The organism is Oceanobacillus senegalensis (assembly GCF_900176885.1).
In the GTDB taxonomy this organism is placed as follows: Bacteria; Bacillota; Bacilli; order Bacillales; family Amphibacillaceae; genus Oceanobacillus; species Oceanobacillus senegalensis.
In genome coordinates, this window is sequence record NZ_LT839648.1 from 1,197,571 (window position 1) to 1,216,280 (window position 18,710).

The window sequence follows — 18,710 nt, forward strand, 5'->3', positions numbered from 1 at the left end:
CAGTTTGGGAGGGGTAACGAATTGTGAATACTGAACGAAACGTATATATTGTTTCAGATTCTGTTGGTGAAACGGCTGAGTTAGTTGTTAAAGCTGGCTTAAGTCAATTTAATAGTGAGGAATATAAAATTTCTCGCATCCCTTATGTAGAAGACGAGGGAACGATTAATGAATGTTTACAGTTAGCTAAGGACAATAATGGTATTATAGGTTTTACTCTAGTTAATCCTGTTTTACGTAATTATTTAAATAAGAAGGCGAATGAATTAAATATCGAAGCCATAGATATAATGGGGCCGATGATTGACGCCATGGAACGGGTTTTTGAAAATCCGCCGAGATTAGAAGCTGGTCTTGTTCATAAATTAGATGAGGATTATTTTAAACGGGTTGAGGCCATTGAATTTGCGGTTAAGTATGATGACGGTCGTGATCCTAGAGGTATTGCAAGAGCTGATATTATTTTAATTGGAGTTTCACGCACTTCAAAAACACCGTTATCTCAGTATTTAGCACATAAGAGATTAAAGGTGGCAAATGTACCAATAGTACCAGAGGTAGATCCACCGGAAGAATTATTTGAGGTTGATTCGAAGAAATGTATTGGTCTTCGGATTCGTCCGGAAAAATTAAATGAAATAAGAAAAGAGCGGTTAAAGGCATTAGGGCTTGGTGATCAAGCAACCTATGCTAATTTAGATAGAATTCATCAAGAACTTGAATATTTCAACAAAATTGTGGATAGAATAGGTTGTAAAGTCATTGATGTTTCGAATAAAGCTGTTGAAGAAACAGCAAATGTAATTTTACAAATGTATCATAAATAACATGATATTAACGAAAAACATTCTACCTTTTGTAGAATGTTTTTCTTCTGTTTGGAAAATAAGGAAACTTTTTGATAGAAATTTTTATCAAACTGTATTATAATATTAATTTGTGTAAAGATGTATATAATAAGAGTAACACTTTATTTGGAGATATTCTGAAAAATAAAACATTCATTCTAAGGAAGGAATTATAATATTTTTGTAGAAATATACAATAAAGCATTATTAATGGATGCACCTTCACAAAATAAGTAATAAGGGAGGAAATTTTTTTCTTCATCATAAAAAAATTGTCGAATTGTGAAGGAAAATTAAAAAGAATAACGAATACTATAATATGGTGGTAGAATGGCCAATCAAATACCGGAAGAAGTAATTGAAGAAGTAAGGAAATCCAATGACATTGTTGATGTTATTGGAGAGTATGTTCAATTAAAGAAACAGGGTAGAAACTTTTTTGGACTTTGTCCATTTCATGGAGAAAAAACACCATCTTTTTCTGTTTCACAGGAAAAACAAATTTTTCATTGTTTTGGATGTGGAAAAGGTGGTAATGCAATTACTTTCCTAATGGAAATGGAAAGCTACTCCTTCATTGAGACAATAAAGTATCTTGCTAATAGGAGTGGAATAAATCTACCAGATATAGGTAGTGAAAGGGAGTCTCCTCTTTCTAAGGAAAACCAGAATATCTTATCCGCTTATGAATGGTTAACTAAACTATATCATCATTTAATTCGATTTACAAAGGAAGGTAAAGAAGGACTACACTATTTAAAAGATAGAGGCATTAGCGAACAGGCAATTGATGATTTTCAATTAGGTTTTGCTCCAAACTCAAAGATATTTACGGCGGAATTTTTGAAGCAAAAGGGATTCAATCAAGCTTTATTAGTCCAATCAGGTTTACTTTCTTTACAAAATGACAATAGTGTAACTGACCGATTTAGAGGGCGAATCATTTTCCCTATTCGTAATCATTTAGGTAAAACGATTGCTTTTGGTGGGAGATTAATATCAGAAGGTGAACCGAAATACCTAAATAGTGCAGAAAGTGAACTATTTCAAAAAGGGAAGGTTCTTTATAATTTTGATTTAGCAAAAAAACATATTCGCAGAGAAAATGAAGTAATATTATTTGAAGGATATATGGATGTCATATCCGCTTATCAAGCTGGAATTAATAATGTCATTGCTACACTAGGAACCGCGTTAACGGATTACCAAGCAAAGCTGTTGAATCGATATGTTGATACAGTAGTTATTTGTTATGACGGTGACCGCGCAGGACTAGAGGCAACTTATAAAGCTGCAAACCTTTTGCGAAAAGTTGGTTGTCAAGTGAAAATCTCCAACCTACGTGAAAATTTAGATCCAGATAGTTTTATTAAAGCGTATGGAGGAAAAGCTTTTAAAAAAGAAATAATTGACACGAGTGACACGTATATTAGTTTTTATATGCGATACCGGAAAAAGGACTTTAACTTAAGCCTAGAAGGAGATCGTATTCAATATATAGAAGATGTTATTAAAGAAATATCACTTATTAATAGTTCTGTTGAAAGAGAATATTACTTAAAAGATCTTCATAAAGAATATAATATTTCTATGGAATCTCTCAATGAAGAGGTTGAAGCCCAACGAAATAAACAAGGATATTATCATAAAAAGGATAATACAGATAAGAACAGAAATACTAATAGAGCAGCAAGTTATCGTAGTAACCATAATTTATTACCTGCTTATCAAAATGCGGAAAGAAAATTGCTATCATATATGATTCAGGATTCATTTATAGCTGATAAAGTTCAAGAAGAAATAGGTGCAGGTTTTAATATTGATGCGCATAAAATACTGGCAACCCATTTATATGCTTTTTATGAAGAAGGGCATTCATCAGATGTTAGTTTATTTATCGAAAAATTAGAAGATCATGATTTAAAAAAATTAGTAACAGAAATAGCCATGTTACCATTTTCTGATGAAATAAGTGATAAGGAAATAAATGACTACATCCGAATGATTCAAGCGCAGAAAAACGATTATGTAAATATTCAATCACTAAAGGAACAACAGAGGGTGGCAGAGCAGCAGAAAGACCCGATAAAAGCTGCCCAAATTGCAATGCAGATTATTGAATTAAAAAAGCAGATAAAAGGAACAACATAAAAGTCTATTTAATTTGGAAGGAGGGGGACTCATGACTGATAAAAATCAATCACAAATTAAAGAATCAGAACAAACATTAGAGCAGGTAAAAGAAGCCTTAACTGAAATTGGTAAGAAGCGTGGTACATTAGCATATGAAGAAATTGCTGACCGCCTTTCGAATTTTGAGATTGAATCAGATCAAATGGATGAGTTCTATGAACACCTAGAAGATCAAGGGATAGAGGTTATTGGTGAATCGGATGATGACCCTAATATGAAGGAAATTTCAAAAGAAGAAAAAGCAGATGATGAAGATGATGAAGATGAAGATTTCAACTTGGAAGATTTAAGTGTTCCACTTGGAATTAAAATTAATGACCCGGTAAGAATGTATTTAAAAGAAATTGGTCGTGTAAATTTATTATCGGCTGCGGAAGAAATTGAACTGGCGACCCGAATTGAGGAAGGTGACGAGGAAGCCAAGAGACGTCTGGCTGAGGCTAACCTCCGACTTGTTGTTAGTATAGCAAAACGATATGTTGGACGTGGTATGCTATTTTTAGACCTTATTCAAGAAGGAAATATGGGGCTTATTAAAGCCGTTGAAAAATTTGATTATCGTAAAGGTTTTAAATTTAGTACGTATGCAACCTGGTGGATTCGTCAAGCTATTACAAGAGCGATTGCTGACCAAGCAAGAACCATTCGTATTCCAGTTCATATGGTTGAAACGATTAATAAGTTAATTCGAGTACAACGTTCACTTTTACAAGATTTAGGTAGAGAGCCTACACCGGAAGAAATTGGTGAGGAAATGGAACTGGCACCTGATAAGGTACGTGAAATTTTAAAAATTGCACAAGAACCAGTGTCACTTGAAACTCCGATTGGTGAAGAAGACGATTCTCATTTAGGTGACTTTATTGAAGATCAGGAAGCGATTTCTCCATCCGATCATGCAGCATATGAATTATTAAAAGAGCAATTAGAAGATGTTTTAGATACACTTACAGATAGAGAAGAGAATGTTCTTCGTTTACGTTTTGGACTTGATGATGGACGCACAAGAACTTTAGAAGAAGTTGGTAAGGTATTTGGCGTTACAAGAGAAAGAATTCGTCAAATTGAAGCCAAGGCCTTGCGTAAGTTAAGACACCCTAGTCGTAGTAAGCGACTAAAAGATTTTATGGATTGATGATGAGTAGTGAAGTCATTGAGAGCAGTTCTCTGTAATCAATGGCTCTTCTCTTTGATTTTGTTGGAACGTATTCCCTTTGCAATCGGAATAGCGAAGTTCGGCACCGTTACATGCTGGGTGATAGGTGTGTCAAGTAATCGGGTCGAAACTATTGTTAAAGAAATAAAGTATTGGAAAGAACATAAACTTCTACCTAAACAATATTGTGATTTTCTACTTGCTCTTTACACAAACGGAGACAATTAACTACTTGAAAGGATTTCTAAATTTTATGTGGGTGCTTATTTTCAAGTTGTATTGTTAATGCTCTTGTTACCGTTTTCTTTTCTTGTGATATATTTTACGAAATTTCATGAGGTTTTGCAACTAGCTACCATATTCTTTTTTTCAGTTACTCTGTTTGGTGTTACATTTATTATAGGTGGAGAAAGGTTTATTACCATCACCTCGCACTTGTTGTTACTTTATTTATATTTCTAATGCTGACCCTATTTTTAAGTGGTCTGCTATTTAATGAAAATATAGTAGTTAATTCAAGTATTCTTATTCTTCATTTCTTCATTTTGTATGTTGGTTTGCCCTCATTGGAAGGCTCATTTGAATTATATACTAATAACAGGTATTTTGGGGCTATTAATTACCACTTTTTACATTTTTTTATAAAAATTCACATCTTTATCCTTTAAACTAAATCAATTTTCGAGTAAACTATATATAGTCTGATATATTCTAAATATACAAAAGGGGATTACATAAGGAGGAAAACATTATGAAAAAGAACCCACTAATACCTTATGCAATTATTGCTGTAGTAGGGGTACTAGCTGTAATTATTATATCTTTTGTTGGCGTCGGACAACGTGATGCAATTCAGCAAGCTGAAGAAGGTGGAACTGAGCAATCAGCAGAGGGGGAAGTTTCGACAGATCCTGAAGCTGTTTTCCAGGCAAATTGTGCTGCATGTCATGGAGCTGATTTATCTGGTGGTATGGGGCCAGACTTAACAACTGTTGGTTCTAAGTATAATGCGGAAGATATTACTGGAATTATTCAAAACGGTAAAGGGCAAATGCCAGCAGTACAAATTCCTGCTGAAGAAGCTCAATTACTTGCCGAGTGGCTAAGTGAAAAACAATAATACTGAAATATTTGTGAAGCTTTCTGCTAACAACAGAAAGCTTTTCTTTTTGTTCTTTAGAACAGTATAATAAATATTAAGTTGAAGTAGAACATTACACAAGAGGAGAGAATTATGATTAAATCAATTAATCTTTCTACACGGTTATTAACAGTAGCAAAATACATACAAAAGGGGGCAAAATTTGCTGATATTGGTTCAGATCATGCTTATTTGCCATGTTATATATGCTTAAAGGATTATACGGCTAAAGCTATTGCTGGAGAAGTGAACGAAGGTCCTTATAACAGTGCAAAAGAAAATGTGATACACTATAACCTCTCTGATGTAATCGATGTTCGTTTAGGAGATGGTTTAGAGGTTATAAAGGCTGAGGATGAAATTGATCATGTGATTATTGCCGGTATGGGAGGATCTTTAATCAAAAGTATTTTAGACAATGGTAAAAAAATGTTGGAAAACGTTCATCGTATTATTGCACAGCCTAACGTAGATGCAAGAAATGTGAGACAATGGTTAACAACGCACCATTTTATTATAAATCATGAGGCGGTTATAGAAGAAAGTGGTCATATTTACGAGGTAATTGTAGCAGATAAGGAACCATCAAAAATTTCTAATCCGAAAGAGTTAGACGATAAGGAATTATTATTTGGTCCAATCTTATTAAAAAATAAAACGAAAAGTTTTTATGCAAAATGGACTCATGAACAGGAAAAATTACAACGTATTATCGAACAAATGAAACAAGCTAAAGAAGTAGATGTTGAAAAAATTGTACAATTCGAAAAGGAATTAAAATGGATTGAGGAGGTTTTAAAAGATGACTAACCGTAACTTGTTAAATCATTCAACTGTTTTCCAAGTAATGGAAAGATGGGCACCAAAAGCATTGGCGTATGATTGGGATAATGTTGGTCTTCAAATAGGGTCTTATAATAAAAAAGCAAATAAAATCATGGTTACATTAGATGTTTTAGAATCTGTCGTAGATGAGGCTATAGAAAAGAATGTAGATCTTATTATTGCTCATCATCCATTATTATTTAAGCCAATGAAACAAGTAAATGTCGATACATCACAGGGAAGAATTGTTAAGAAGTTGGTGGAACATGATATAACTGTGTATGCAGCACATACCAATTTGGATGCTGCTAGTGGCGGTGTAAATGATATGCTATGTGATTCACTTGGTGTCCATTCCGTGGATGTACTTATTGAGACAAAAAAAGAGAATCTCTATAAGATAGTCGTTTATGTTCCAACCAGCCATATAGATGAAGTTAGAAATGCTTTATCTAATAGCGGGGCCGGACATATCGGAAACTATAGTCACTGCACCTTTCAATTAAGGGGACAAGGTACATTTAAACCACTTGAAGGAACCAATCCATATATTGGTACAAAGGATGAGCTAGAGATAGTTGATGAGGTTCGGTTAGAAACCATTGTACAGGAAAGTCAATTACATAATGTGATTCGGTCATTGATTATGGAACACCCGTATGAAGAACCGGCATATGATATTTTTCCGCTCAAAAACGAGGGGAATCGTTATGGGATTGGTCGGATTGGACAGGTTTCAAAAGAGATGCGTCTCCGTGACTTTTGTGAACATGTAAAAAAATCCTTTAATATGGATCATATTAGGGTAACTGGTAATTTAGATAAAAAAGTTAAGAAGGTAGCGATTCTTGGTGGAAGTGGAGAAAAATATATTCATTTAGCTAAGAGAAAAGGTGCTGATGTATACATTACGGGGGATATGACATTCCATCAGGCACAGGATGCATGGCAATCTGGACTAGCTGTTATTGATGCAGGGCATTATATAGAAAAAATCATGAAACAGAATACAGTAAATTATTTACAAAAATCTTTAGATATGGAAGCTAACAATATTATCGTTTCAGAAACAAATACAGACCCCTTTCAGTTTATTTAAATTAGAGTCTAAAGGAGTTTTTACATTATGAGTCAAAATCAATTTGAGAGTTTTCATTTTAAGCCTATTATGTACGATGTGGTGGAAGGTTTAAAATTTAGAAAGCCAACAGAAATACAGGAGAAGGTTATTCCAAAAGTATTAAAGGGGCAAAGTATCATCGGACAGTCCAGCACAGGTTCAGGGAAAACGCACGCATATTTGCTTCCTTTATTTAATCAAATTAAGGTCTCTAAAAGACAAGTTCAATTTGTCATAACAGCTCCAACTCGGGAATTAGCGACGCAAATTTATGATGAAGTTAGGAAAATCATTAAATTAGCTAATCAAGAAGGAAGCTGGATTGCTAAGTTATTAGTTGGTGGTACAGACAAGCAGAAGATGATCGAAAAGCTAAAAGAACCACCACACATTGTGGTTGGTACTCCTGGTCGTATTTTAGATTTGGTAAAGGAAGACGCTATATGCATTTATTCAGCTGAAGCTTTTGTAATTGATGAAGCAGATTTAATGCTGGATTTAGGTTTTATAAATGATGTGGACCAATTATTGATTCGCTCTAAGAAGGATATTCAATTATTAGTGTTCTCTGCAACGATTCCACAAAGATTGGAGCACTTTTTCAGAAAATATTTAGAAAACCCGGTTTATGTTAAATTAGCCGATCAAATTTCACCCGAAAAGATGGAACACCGACTTATAGCGGTAAAGCATCGTGAAGAGGCGGATATTATTATCGAGATTTCCAAAGCAATTAATCCATATTTAGCTATTATCTTTACAAATGGGAAGGAACAAGCAAACGAATTATCATCTATTCTAATTAGTAAGGGATTGGATGTCGGTCTTATTCATGGAGGTTTGACACCAAGGGAAAGAAAACGTGTATTAAAAGATATTCAAAATCTTAAGTTTCAATATGTTGTTGCTACAGACCTTGCTGCAAGAGGGATTAATATAAAAGGGGTTAGCCATGTCATTAATGCGCAAATTCCGAAAGAAGAAGAATTTTATATCCATCGGGTAGGAAGAACCGCAAGAGCTGGGATGGAAGGGACAGCGATAAGTCTTTATCAAGAGGATGACTTAACATTAATAAAAAAATTAGAAGAAAAAGGACTTCATTTCACATATGTAGATGTGCGAAATGGTGAATGGAAAGAGGCAAAGTCTTGGAATGAACGTCATTTGCGAACAAAAACAACAACAAATATAGAAAAGGAAGCATGGAAACGAGTTCCAAAAGCCAAAAAAGTCAAACCAGGTTATAAGAAAAAAATGAAACAACAACAAGCTTCAATAAAGAGACAGCTCACTAAGAAATCAAAATATAAGAAATAGACTTGACGGTATGTTTGAATCAATAAGTATTGGAAGTACTGCTGAATAAAGAAGAGGTGTATGAATTGTTAAAAATAGGATCTCATGTATCAATGAGTGGGAAAAAAATGCTTTTAGGCTCAAGTGAGGAAGCCTCAGCATATGGTGCAAATACATTCATGATTTACACGGGGGCACCACAAAATACGAGACGTAAACCAATTGAAGAATTAAATATAGAAGCGGGCCTAGAACATATGGATAAACATGGCATGTCTGATATAGTAGTACATGCTCCATATATTATTAATATAGGAAATACAACGAAACCAGCAACATTTGAATTAGGTGTAAATTTCCTTAGGAGTGAAATAGAGCGAACAGAGGCAATCGGTGCAAAACAAATCGTCTTACACCCAGGCGCACATGTTGGGGCTGGATCGGATGAAGGAATAAAGAAAATAATTGAGGGTTTAAACGAAGTACTTGATAAAGATAACAGTGTTCAAATCGCTCTGGAAACTATGGCAGGAAAAGGAACTGAAATTGGGAGATCATTTGACGAGATTGCAAAGATTATTGATGGGGTAGCCTTAAACGAAAAACTATCTATATGTATGGATACCTGCCATATTCATGATGCAGGGTATGACATTGTAAATGACTTTGATGGGGTACTTCTAGAGTTCGATAAAATAATTGGAATAGACCGAATTAAGGTAGTACATGTAAATGATAGTAAAAATGAACGGGGAGCACATAAAGATCGGCATGAAAATATAGGTTTTGGTCATATTGGTTTTAAAGCACTACACTATGTCATTCATCATCCCCAATTACAAGAATTACCAAAAATCTTAGAAACTCCATATGTTGGTGAAGATAAAAAAAATAAAAAAGCTCCGTACAAATTTGAAATTGAAATGATTAGAAATGGACATTTTGAAGAGGATTTAAAAGAGAAAATTTTAAATCAGTAATAGTCAATAATAAGAAAGAGGGTAACATTCTGTGATGTTACCCTCTTTCTTATTCAAATAAATGTTGCAATCCATATGATCTAATTATCTCATCCAATAAATTTCTTGCTTCTTTAGCTGTGTTGATATCTGTAATATGTGCTAATTCCTGAAACATTTTTTCACGATCTTTTAATTTAAATGGATCTAGGGAATTTTGTTTTAAGTATTTGGAAATTTGTTGTGCCTGTTGTCTGGAAATTGAGAATCCATACTGTCTTCCGTAAAAAAGTAATTCATCGGAATTAATCTGTTTTAACTTATTCTTTACTAACTCTTTTATAAAAATGGACATATTGAAAAACTCCCCAAAGAATTTTCTTCTATACTATATGCAAACAAAACAAAAAAATAAACTTGTCTTGCCTATATAGTGGAAAGTTTGCAAGTGTATACAATGCTTCCACAAAATAACATTATTATAAAAGCGAGTACTCCATACACTATAACTGCACCTCATCACAGAAAAGGAGGTCAAGGACATGGATGAACAAAAGAACAATCGTGTAGAAGAGGCACCTCGCCATGGAGAGAATCATGGTGAAGAGATAAAAAATCAGGATTTTGTTGGGATTGAGCCAGATAGCACTAGAAACGAAGAATATGCAGCTGAGTTTACAGCAGATGATTATGATGTTAGAAATAGATCGGAGACAGATGGAGAAGTAAATAGCATGTGGGGATGGGTTGGGTTAGCTTTATCCATCATTTCATTCTTCATGTGGCCGATAGTTTTAGGAGCTGCAGGAATAATTTTAGGGTTTGTCTCCAGAGCTCGTGGTGCAGACACCCTTGGTAATATTGCTATTGCAGCAGGGGCAATATCCATATTGATAACAGTCTTTATATTGCCTTTCGTATAGCTATATAAAATGTTAAAAGGAGACTGAAGAATTGGCTTCGGTCTCCTTTTTATTGTATAGGGGAAAAAAATAATAATTATGTGATTCCAGTTCGTATGGATTGACTCCAGGATTAATTTGTTTAAAATCTGTAAGTATTTGCGATGATTCGAAATGTTTTAGGTGCTGTTTATTAATTTCTTCTACAATTGACAACACGGTATCACCAGGAGATACTTTAACTTTCATTATGGTGAAATCAACTTCATTAAAAATATGAACTTGATCCGTTAAAGTTTGATTAGTTCCTGGTATACTTAAAGATAAATCTTTATAAATACTTATTAAAAGCAGTATAATAAATATATACATAAAATATCTTTTTAATACATGCATCATTTTCTCCTTTTTCTGAAACCAATTAAGTCTCGTTTTCGTATTATAAATGGAGGAGGGATTCTTTGGAAATATTTAATTTAGAATGGATTGGAATTATTATAACTGGTCTTGGTACATTATTTATACTTGGTGAAGTTTTAGTAAATGCTCGCGGTATTTTTGGTATCTTGGGTATTGGCTTCATGACGATATATTTTGGTGCTTATGTGGTAGAAACAAGCTCCTTTGTTATTATGCTTATTTTATATTTTATTGGTTTATTACTTATAATTATTGATGGAAAAATATTAAATGATGGAACTTTAGCAACGATTGGATTGGTTACGATGTTAGTTGCCGTAGCAATTGCTGCACCATCTTTTACGGCTGGATTATATTCGGTACTAGGAGTTATTATTGGCGCTTTTAGTTCTCTTTTATTCCTCAAGGTATTTAAGAAAAGGGAAGTGTGGACTAAGCTTGCCCTAAAGGATCAACTAACAAGTGAAGCAGGTTATAATTCACTTAATAAGGAGTATGAATCATTAAACAATCAAATAGGAATAACATTAACCGATTTACGCCCTGTTGGAACGATTCAAATCAAACAAAAAGAATATAGTGCCATTTCCAATGGTCAATGGATAGAAAAAAATATAGAAGTCCAGGTGATTCAGGTGGATGGAACGAGAATCCTGGTGGAAAAAGTGGATAAATAATGAAAAGAATAAGCTAACACATTCTCTAAAAAAGTGAATGGTGTTAGCTTTTTTTTTAAATAAACAGATACAAAATAATCGTATATCTATAGAATATATGGAATGGCTAATCAAATTTTTGGTTTCTTTTTAATTGGATCTTAACAATTTATGAAGAATGGTAATAGATGAAATAGGGGAATAACTAAATATAGGAATCAATAAATTCATTTGTTAATTTAATGTAAATTTTTGTCGTAACGCCTTTACAATGTCTTTACGTATATTTACTATGGATTAGGGTAACCGAACAAGACAAACAGAATGAAGGGATGTTTCGAAATTGGATCTAGACATACAGAAGTTGATATTCGAATTTGTTGGAGGATTAGGTATTTTCCTCCTAGGGATAAAATTTATGGGAGACGGTCTGCAAAAATCAGCTGGTGATCGATTAAGAGACATTTTAGATCGATTTACAAGCAACCCATTTCTGGGGGTACTTGCAGGTATGATTGTAACCATTTTAATCCAAAGTAGCTCAGGTACGACAGTTTTGACTGTTGGGCTAGTAAATGCTGGATTTATGACATTGAGGCAAGCAATTGGAGTCATTATGGGGGCTAATATTGGTACTACTGTTACCGCATTTATAATTGGTATTGATTTAGGGGAATATGCATTACCAATAATGGCTGTTGGGGCATTTCTATTATTTTTCTTTAAAAAGCCAATCTTTAATGCTGTGGGTCAAGCTGTATTTGGATTTGGATCTTTATTCTTTGGTTTAGAACTAATGAGTAGTGGTATGAAGCCATTACGTTCATTGGAAGCCTTTCATGAATTAACCGTCAGTATGAGTGATAATCCAATATTAGGGGTAGTTATTGGGACCGTATTTACAGTAGTTGTTCAAAGTTCCAGTGCAACCATTGGTATTCTCCAAGGTTTATTCGCAGAAGGAGCCATGACCTTAGATGCAGCAATACCAGTACTATTCGGGGATAATATCGGGACAACAATCACTGCTGTTTTGGCCTCCATTGGTGCTAGTATTGCAGCGAAACGTGCGGCATTAGTCCATGTTACCTTTAATATGATTGGTACAACAATATTTTTACTACTTTTAGGTGTATTTACATCCTATGTATCCTATTTACAAGGACAATTTAATCTAAATCCTGAGATGACGATTGCCTTTGCGCACGGAAGCTTTAACATTATGAATACAATCATACAATTTCCATTTATTGCAGGCTTAGCATGGCTAGTAACAAAAGTGATTCCTGGTGAAGATTCTATTGTTGAATACAAACCACAGCATTTAGATCCTATTTTTATTCAGCGTTCCTCTTCAGTAGCATTACAACAGGCAAAAAATGAAGTGGTTAGAATGGGAGAATATGCATATAAAGGTTTAGAAGAAACTCATTCATATTTAGCTACAAATTCTAAAAAACACTCAGAAACAGCAACGCAAATTGAGGGTGCCATAAACAGTTTAGATAGAAAAATCACAGAATACCTTGTTAATATTTCTTCTGCAGGTTCGATGACGGAAGCAGAAAGTGAAAAACATACAGCACTTATGGATTCGGTTCGAGATATGGAACGTATTGGTGATCATTTTGAAAATATCATTGAATTAGTTGATTATAAAATTTCCAATAAAGTTCAAATAACGGATCAAGCAATGGATGATCTAAATAATATGTTCGATTTAACATTAATGACAGTTAAACAATCGGTTCATGCATTAGAAGAGTCGAACAGAGAAAAAGCTCTTGAAGTTATGCAAAAAGAAGAAGAAATTGATAGAATGGAAAGACAATATCGTAAAAAACACATTATTCGAATGAATGAAGGACTTTGCTCAGGATCAGCAGGTATTGTGTTTGTTGATATTATTAGTAACTTAGAGCGTATTGGTGATCATGCGGTAAATATTGCAGAAGATGTTTTAGGGGAATAATCTTTAGGAAAGAAAGTGTTTTACTTTCTTTCCTTTTTCAATTTAAGTTACCTTGTTTCAATATCGGACACTAGTAATTTGCATTACAAAAATATCCGTTTTAAGGGAGTTATTTACTATTTATTGAAATTGTTTTTAATAAGTGTTACTATAAACTTTGTTGTTTCTGATAGATGTTTGTCGGAAATAGTTGACTTTTTTGGAAGAACATGGTATTTTATATATTGTGCTATTTCAATGATACTTATAATTATTCCACAGTAGCTCAGTGGTAGAGCAATCGGCTGTTAACCGATCGGTCGTAGGTTCGAATCCTACCTGTGGAGCCAACATGGCGGTGTAGCTCAGCTGGCGAGAGCGTACGGTTCATACCCGTGAGGTCGTGGGTTCGATTCCCTCCGCCGCTATCATACTTTATTGGACAGATTATATCATACAAAATATGGCGGTCGTGGCGAAGTGGTTAACGCACCGGATTGTGGCTCCGGCATTCGTGGGTTCGATTCCCACCGGTCGCCCCATATAAAGAAATAGTAACGGACCCTTAGCTCAGTTGGTTAGAGCTATCGGCTCATAACCGATCGGTCGCAGGTTCGAGTCCTGCAGGGTCCACCATTTTATTTTCATATTTCTTGGAGGTATACCCAAGTCTGGCTGAAGGGATCGGTCTTGAAAACCGACAGGCGGGTCAAACCGCGCGGGGGTTCGAATCCCTCTACCTCCTCCATATATATGAAATACATAAAATATAATAAAATTGGCTCGGTAGCTCAGTCGGTAGAGCAACGGACTGAAAATCCGTGTGTCGGCGGTTCGATTCCGTCCCAAGCCATTACTTTCAGACAAGTAGAAATACTTGTTTTTTATTATTTAAAAATTTAATTTCTAGTAATTCCCAAGTCTTATGCAAATTATTTGCATGTTCTAGCGAGCAGTGATAACCTTCTAATTAAAGGGTTGATAACCTTATTTTACCATTTTAAGGAGGAAGAAAATCATGGCAAAATTTGAATTACCAGAATTACCATATGCATATGATGCATTAGAACCAACAATCGACAAAGAGACAATGACAATTCACCATACGAAACACCATAACACATATGTTACTAAATTAAATGGTGCTCTTGAAGGTGTTTCAGAGTTAGAAGGTAAATCTGTAGAAGAAATTATCAGTAATCTTGATGCTGTTCCAGAAGCAAAACGTACAGCTGTACGTAACAATGGTGGCGGACATGCTAACCATAGTCTTTTTTGGAAAGTTTTATCCCCAAATGGTGGAGGAGAGCCAACTGGCGAATTAGCTGATAAAATTAATGAGAAATTTGGAAGCTTTGCTAAATTTAAAGAAGAATTTGAAACTGCAGCTGCAGGCCGTTTCGGTTCAGGTTGGGCTTGGCTAGCTGTAAATAATGGTGAACTAGAAGTTACCAGCACACCAAACCAAGATTCTCCTTTAATGGAAGGTAAAACTCCTATTTTAGGAGTAGACGTTTGGGAGCATGCTTACTATTTAAAATATCAAAATAGACGCCCTGAATATTTAGCTGCATTCTGGAATGTAGTTAACTGGGATGAAGTTGCTAAAAATTTTGATGCAGCTAAATAAATAAATAAACGAAACACGTGGGACTTTCCCACGTGTTTTTTTGCATATCTAACTTCTATTCGACCAAACTAAGAATAGACCAAAGGAGTAGTTAGATATGTTGAAAATACTTCAATCATTTCAAAGTAAAATGGATATTAATCGTGATTTATTATTGTTATTGCTTATCGGTGGATTGTATTCTCTTGGAATTTTTCTATCCAATACTTTCGTGAATATTTATTTGTGGAGACAATCCGGAGATTACGTAACGATTGCTGTTTATAACCTTGGAATAAATATATTTCAAGCAATGACCTTTATATTAGCAGGAAGGCTAGCTAAAAAGGTTGATCGTATTATAGTTTTAAGATTAGGGGTTATATTTTTATCCTTATTTTTTTTATCTGTCTTAATTATAGGGGAAAAAGCTTCTACATTTAATTTTCTCCTTGGGTGTTTATTAGGTATCGGTTATGGATTTTATTGGCTTGCTTTCAATGTATTAACCTTTGAAATTACTGAACCGGATACACGTGATTTTTTTAATGGGTTTTTAGGCGTCTTACAATCGTTAGGTGGTATGGTTGGTCCATTGCTTGCAGGTATTATCATTTCTAAAATGGATGGAAACGTCGGTTATACAACAATCTTTACTATTTCATTTATATTATTTATCTGTGCGGTTGCTGTTAGCTTCTTTTTAAATCGGAGAAGTGCAAAAGGGAATTTCCATTTTAAACGTATTTTACATGAAAAACAAAATAATAAGAATTGGAGTCGTATTTTAAATGCCCATTTTTTTCAGGGGATCCGAGAAGGGGTATTTGTATTTGTAATCTCGATTTGGGTGTTCATTGTAACGAAAAGTGAATTTGCATTAGGTACATTTAATTTATTTTTATCTGGTCTATCTGCTGTTTTGTATTTTATTGTTACAAAATTTATCAAGCCATCTATGAGAAAAAAGGCTATATTAGTTGGGGCTTGTCTTCTATATTTTTCTATATTTATCATATTATTTGATCTAAGTTATTTCCTTTTAATTGTCTACGCTATCATTATTGGTATTGCTTATCCCATTATCAATGTACCTTATGTATCTTTAACTTACGATGTCATTGGGAAAGCATGGAAGGCAGGGGAATTACGGATTGAATACATTGTTGTTCGTGAACTATTTTTGAACAGTGGCCGAATTGTGTCAGTTATTTTATTTTTAATTGCAGTTTCTTTGTTTAATGCAGAGAAAGTAATTCCAATAATACTTGTTCTTTTTGGAGCAGGACATGTAATCATTTATCTATTTGTAAAAAATATTTATTTAGGAAGTACACCGCATAAGGAAATATTGATGAAGGACCAGATAACAGACGAAAAGAATAGATAGACGAAATAATTAAAGTATATTTAATGGTTGGGGGAAGTAAAATGAGTAAAAATAGAAAGAAAAAAACTCAATTACCCTTTCGTATTAATCTATTGTTCTTCGTTATATTTCTGCTGTTTTCTGTACTTATACTCCAACTAGGTGTTGTCCAGATCTTAAATGGAGAGAATTTCCAACAAGAAATAAACCGCACGATTAAGGATACAACTAAAGTTCCCGTACCAAGAGGAAAAATCTATGATCGTGATTTAGATGTAATTGTTGATAATAATCCCATCTATTCTATTACGTATACACCAGAAAAAAGGTTAGAGGCCAAGGATAGGCTAATTATAGCCGAAAAGTTGGCTGAATTCATTACAATGGTTCCCGAGGAAGAAAAGGACCCTGAAAAATATCTAGATAAAAAGTTAACGGAACGTAATTTAAAGGAGTACTGGTATCTAAATAATAAAGATGAGGCAAATAATCTCCTGTCAGATGTAGATTTACAAAAATTAAGTCATGCCGAGGCTTACAATAAAACGTTAGAACTAATACCAGAAGAGGAAATTAGTCAGTTCAGTATGAATGAGAAGGAAGTTATTGCCATTAAGAAGGAGTTGGATAAAGCACATTCTTTAATACCGCAAATCGTAAAAAATAAAGGGGTTACTGCAGAGGAATATGCTAAGGTTTCAGAACATTTGGATGTATTGCCAGGTATTAACGCTACCATAGATTGGAATAGGTCCTATCCGTATGGCGATACAATAAGGAGTTTGTTAGGATCTATTACAACCCAAAGTGAAGGAATACCAGCTGAATATGAAAGTTATTATCTGACGAGAGGTTACAATAGAAATGATCGAGTGGGAACCAGTGGTTTGGAGGAATACTATGAAGACGTATTACGGGGAAGAAAAGAACAGGTTCAATATACAACAACAAAAAATGGAGTTATTATTGATACAGAAACTATTGTAGAAGGTGAACGTGGGAAGGATATAGTTCTTACGATTGATATGGAATTTCAGAAAGCAGTAGATAATATTCTAAAAGAGGAATTACGGAAAGCTATACAAAAGCATCCACATGCCAATCGTTTTTTAAGAGACGCGCTTGCGGTAGTGATGAACCCACAAACCGGGGAGATATTGGCAATATCTGGGCAACGTTACGATAGAAAGGTGAAGGAATTTAGAAATGAGGCTTTTCGAACGTTATATGATGCACACCGTCCAGGATCTGCTATTAAAGGTGCTACTGTTTTAACAGGATATGCGTCTGGTGTTATTCAACCTGGTGAAAGCTTTTTTGATAGAACTATCAAAATAGCTGGTACACCGGAAATGTCTTCCTATGCTAATCTTGGTTTAGTAAATGATTATGATGCATTAAAATTATCATCTAATATATACATGTTTTATATTGCATTACGTATGGGGGGAGAGTTTCGATATCCTTTTCCAAATGGAAGTACTGTTTCCATTGATAAAAGTGCGTTTCAGGAATTCCGTAATTATTTTTCACAGTTTGGACTCGGTGTTAAAACGGGTATTGATTTTCCTTATGAAGCAACAGGTTATGTAGGTCCAGAACCTGTTGCAGGGAATCTATTGCACTTTGCTATCGGACAATATGACACTTACACAACCATCCAACTAGCCCAATATGTGTCCACCATTGCAAACGGAGGGTATCGTGTTAAACCTCATGTGGTAAAAACAATTCACAAGCCAGATGGCAAGGAAGAGCAGTTAGGCTCAATCTATCGTTCAGTGAATACTACTGTTTTAAATTTAATTCAAATGGACCATATAGAAAGGGTTCAAGAGGGATTTAGAAGGGTATTTCAGGAGGCTAGGGGAACGGCATCCAATTTCTTTGTGAACAAAAATTATAATCCTGCTGGAAAAACAGGTACAGCACAAAGTGATTATTTCCATCAAGAAACAGATACTATATATAAAACAGAGAACCGAACTTTAGTGGGCTATGCTCCTTTTGATAATCCAGAGGTCGCTTTTGCGGTCATTGTACCCAATCTAGGCCCAAATGTAAGGGAACAGCATCCAATAAATAACTTAATCGGCGAAAAAATTTTAGATACCTACTTTAAAATGAAAAAAGAATAAGCATATAAATTCAAAAGAGCAATAATAGTAATAATAGTAATGAATAAACAAGTCAAAATCTCCAAATACATAGGAACTTTGACTTGTTTATTCAGCTTCGGAGTCATCCCTTAGGTTAATTTAC

The 18,710-nt window shown here is 34.3% G+C and carries 16 protein-coding genes and 6 tRNA genes; 20 read left to right on the forward strand and 2 right to left on the reverse strand.

Annotated features, from left to right (window positions below):
• Positions 1 to 23 precede the first annotated feature (23 nt).
• The 8 genes from CAO17_RS05645 (at position 24) to CAO17_RS05685 (ending at position 9,562) form a co-directional block, all read left to right on the forward strand.
• Positions 24 to 827, forward strand: a complete 804-nt coding sequence (locus CAO17_RS05645) for a pyruvate, water dikinase regulatory protein (RefSeq protein ID WP_085991882.1) — start codon at positions 24 to 26, stop codon at positions 825 to 827.
• Positions 828 to 1,178: 351 nt separating this feature from the next.
• A complete protein-coding gene (gene dnaG, locus CAO17_RS05650; protein ID WP_085991883.1) occupies positions 1,179 to 2,999 on the forward strand; it encodes a DNA primase in 1,821 nt (606 codons plus the stop codon).
• A gap of 31 nt (positions 3,000 to 3,030) precedes the next feature.
• Positions 3,031 to 4,176: an RNA polymerase sigma factor RpoD gene (rpoD, locus tag CAO17_RS05655; RefSeq protein ID WP_085991884.1), complete on the forward strand. Its 1,146-nt coding sequence runs from the start codon at positions 3,031 to 3,033 to the stop codon at positions 4,174 to 4,176.
• Positions 4,177 to 4,948: 772 nt separating this feature from the next.
• Positions 4,949 to 5,317, forward strand: a complete 369-nt coding sequence (gene cccA, locus CAO17_RS05665) for a cytochrome c550 (protein ID WP_085991886.1) — start codon at positions 4,949 to 4,951, stop codon at positions 5,315 to 5,317.
• Positions 5,318 to 5,431: 114 nt separating this feature from the next.
• Positions 5,432 to 6,148 (forward strand): tRNA (adenine(22)-N(1))-methyltransferase, encoded by a 717-nt coding sequence (locus tag CAO17_RS05670; protein WP_085991887.1) that lies wholly within the window; start codon positions 5,432 to 5,434, stop codon positions 6,146 to 6,148.
• Complete coding sequence (locus CAO17_RS05675) at positions 6,141 to 7,262, forward strand: Nif3-like dinuclear metal center hexameric protein (protein ID WP_085991888.1); 1,122 nt, start codon at positions 6,141 to 6,143, stop codon at positions 7,260 to 7,262. The genes CAO17_RS05670 and CAO17_RS05675 overlap by 8 nt, the downstream gene beginning before the upstream one ends.
• Positions 7,263 to 7,289: 27 nt before the next feature.
• Positions 7,290 to 8,603, forward strand: coding sequence for a DEAD/DEAH box helicase (locus CAO17_RS05680; protein ID WP_085991889.1), 1,314 nt, complete (start codon positions 7,290 to 7,292; stop codon positions 8,601 to 8,603).
• Between the two features lie 65 nt (positions 8,604 to 8,668).
• Positions 8,669 to 9,562: a deoxyribonuclease IV gene (locus CAO17_RS05685; RefSeq protein ID WP_085991890.1), complete on the forward strand. Its 894-nt coding sequence runs from the start codon at positions 8,669 to 8,671 to the stop codon at positions 9,560 to 9,562.
• 49 nt (positions 9,563 to 9,611) lie between these two features.
• Here CAO17_RS05685 and CAO17_RS05690 read toward each other — a convergent pair whose 3' ends face one another.
• A complete protein-coding gene (locus tag CAO17_RS05690) occupies positions 9,612 to 9,896 on the reverse strand; it encodes a DUF2624 family protein (protein WP_085991891.1) in 285 nt (94 codons plus the stop codon).
• A gap of 187 nt (positions 9,897 to 10,083) precedes the next feature.
• On the opposite strand from CAO17_RS05690, the gene CAO17_RS05695 reads away from it, so the two are divergent.
• A complete protein-coding gene (locus CAO17_RS05695; protein ID WP_143833723.1) occupies positions 10,084 to 10,464 on the forward strand; it encodes a hypothetical protein in 381 nt (126 codons plus the stop codon).
• 12 nt (positions 10,465 to 10,476) lie between these two features.
• Here the strand turns inward: CAO17_RS05695 and CAO17_RS05700 are convergent, their stop codons facing one another.
• Positions 10,477 to 10,839, reverse strand: coding sequence for a hypothetical protein (locus CAO17_RS05700; RefSeq protein WP_085991892.1), 363 nt, complete (start codon positions 10,837 to 10,839; stop codon positions 10,477 to 10,479).
• A gap of 65 nt (positions 10,840 to 10,904) precedes the next feature.
• On the opposite strand from CAO17_RS05700, the gene CAO17_RS05705 reads away from it, so the two are divergent.
• The 11 genes from CAO17_RS05705 to CAO17_RS05755 all read left to right on the forward strand — a co-directional run bounded on the left by CAO17_RS05705 (position 10,905) and on the right by CAO17_RS05755 (position 18,586).
• Positions 10,905 to 11,540, forward strand: coding sequence for an NfeD family protein (locus CAO17_RS05705; RefSeq protein ID WP_085991893.1), 636 nt, complete (start codon positions 10,905 to 10,907; stop codon positions 11,538 to 11,540).
• Between the two features lie 322 nt (positions 11,541 to 11,862).
• Positions 11,863 to 13,491, forward strand: coding sequence for a Na/Pi cotransporter family protein (locus CAO17_RS05710; RefSeq protein WP_085991894.1), 1,629 nt, complete (start codon positions 11,863 to 11,865; stop codon positions 13,489 to 13,491).
• Between the two features lie 254 nt (positions 13,492 to 13,745).
• A tRNA-Asn gene (locus tag CAO17_RS05715) sits at positions 13,746 to 13,820 on the forward strand.
• A 4-nt stretch (positions 13,821 to 13,824) separates the two neighbouring features.
• Positions 13,825 to 13,898, forward strand: a tRNA-Met gene (locus CAO17_RS05720).
• Between the two features lie 38 nt (positions 13,899 to 13,936).
• Positions 13,937 to 14,012, forward strand: a tRNA-His gene (locus tag CAO17_RS05725).
• A 17-nt stretch (positions 14,013 to 14,029) separates the two neighbouring features.
• Positions 14,030 to 14,106, forward strand: a tRNA-Ile gene (locus tag CAO17_RS05730).
• Positions 14,107 to 14,125: 19 nt separating this feature from the next.
• Positions 14,126 to 14,218 (forward strand) — tRNA-Ser (locus CAO17_RS05735).
• Positions 14,219 to 14,250: 32 nt separating this feature from the next.
• Positions 14,251 to 14,323, forward strand: a tRNA-Phe gene (locus tag CAO17_RS05740).
• Between the two features lie 165 nt (positions 14,324 to 14,488).
• The gene (locus CAO17_RS05745; protein ID WP_085991895.1) at positions 14,489 to 15,100 is read left to right on the forward strand and encodes a superoxide dismutase; all 612 of its coding nucleotides are present in this window, start codon (positions 14,489 to 14,491) and stop codon (positions 15,098 to 15,100) included.
• A gap of 97 nt (positions 15,101 to 15,197) precedes the next feature.
• Positions 15,198 to 16,469 carry an MFS transporter gene (locus tag CAO17_RS05750; protein WP_085991896.1) on the forward strand — a complete coding sequence of 424 codons (1,272 nt, stop codon included), beginning with the start codon at positions 15,198 to 15,200 and terminating at the stop codon, positions 16,467 to 16,469.
• 41 nt (positions 16,470 to 16,510) lie between these two features.
• A complete protein-coding gene (locus CAO17_RS05755) occupies positions 16,511 to 18,586 on the forward strand; it encodes a peptidoglycan D,D-transpeptidase FtsI family protein (protein ID WP_085991897.1) in 2,076 nt (691 codons plus the stop codon).
• Positions 18,587 to 18,710 lie beyond the last annotated feature (124 nt).

Coding starts and splice junctions, on each gene's coding strand:
- dnaG (WP_085991883.1), top strand. CDS start 1,179: ATGGCCAATCAAATACCGGAAGAAGTAATTGAAGAAGTAAGGAAATCC.
- rpoD (WP_085991884.1), top strand. CDS start 3,031: ATGACTGATAAAAATCAATCACAAATTAAAGAATCAGAACAAACATTA.
- cccA (WP_085991886.1), top strand. CDS start 4,949: ATGAAAAAGAACCCACTAATACCTTATGCAATTATTGCTGTAGTAGGG.
- CAO17_RS05670 (WP_085991887.1), top strand. CDS start 5,432: ATGATTAAATCAATTAATCTTTCTACACGGTTATTAACAGTAGCAAAA.
- CAO17_RS05675 (WP_085991888.1), top strand. CDS start 6,141: ATGACTAACCGTAACTTGTTAAATCATTCAACTGTTTTCCAAGTAATG.
- CAO17_RS05680 (WP_085991889.1), top strand. CDS start 7,290: ATGAGTCAAAATCAATTTGAGAGTTTTCATTTTAAGCCTATTATGTAC.
- CAO17_RS05690 (WP_085991891.1), bottom strand. CDS start 9,896: ATGTCCATTTTTATAAAAGAGTTAGTAAAGAATAAGTTAAAACAGATT.
- CAO17_RS05695 (WP_143833723.1), top strand. CDS start 10,084: ATGGATGAACAAAAGAACAATCGTGTAGAAGAGGCACCTCGCCATGGA.
- CAO17_RS05700 (WP_085991892.1), bottom strand. CDS start 10,839: ATGCATGTATTAAAAAGATATTTTATGTATATATTTATTATACTGCTT.
- CAO17_RS05745 (WP_085991895.1), top strand. CDS start 14,489: ATGGCAAAATTTGAATTACCAGAATTACCATATGCATATGATGCATTA.
- CAO17_RS05750 (WP_085991896.1), top strand. CDS start 15,198: ATGTTGAAAATACTTCAATCATTTCAAAGTAAAATGGATATTAATCGT.
- CAO17_RS05755 (WP_085991897.1), top strand. CDS start 16,511: ATGAGTAAAAATAGAAAGAAAAAAACTCAATTACCCTTTCGTATTAAT.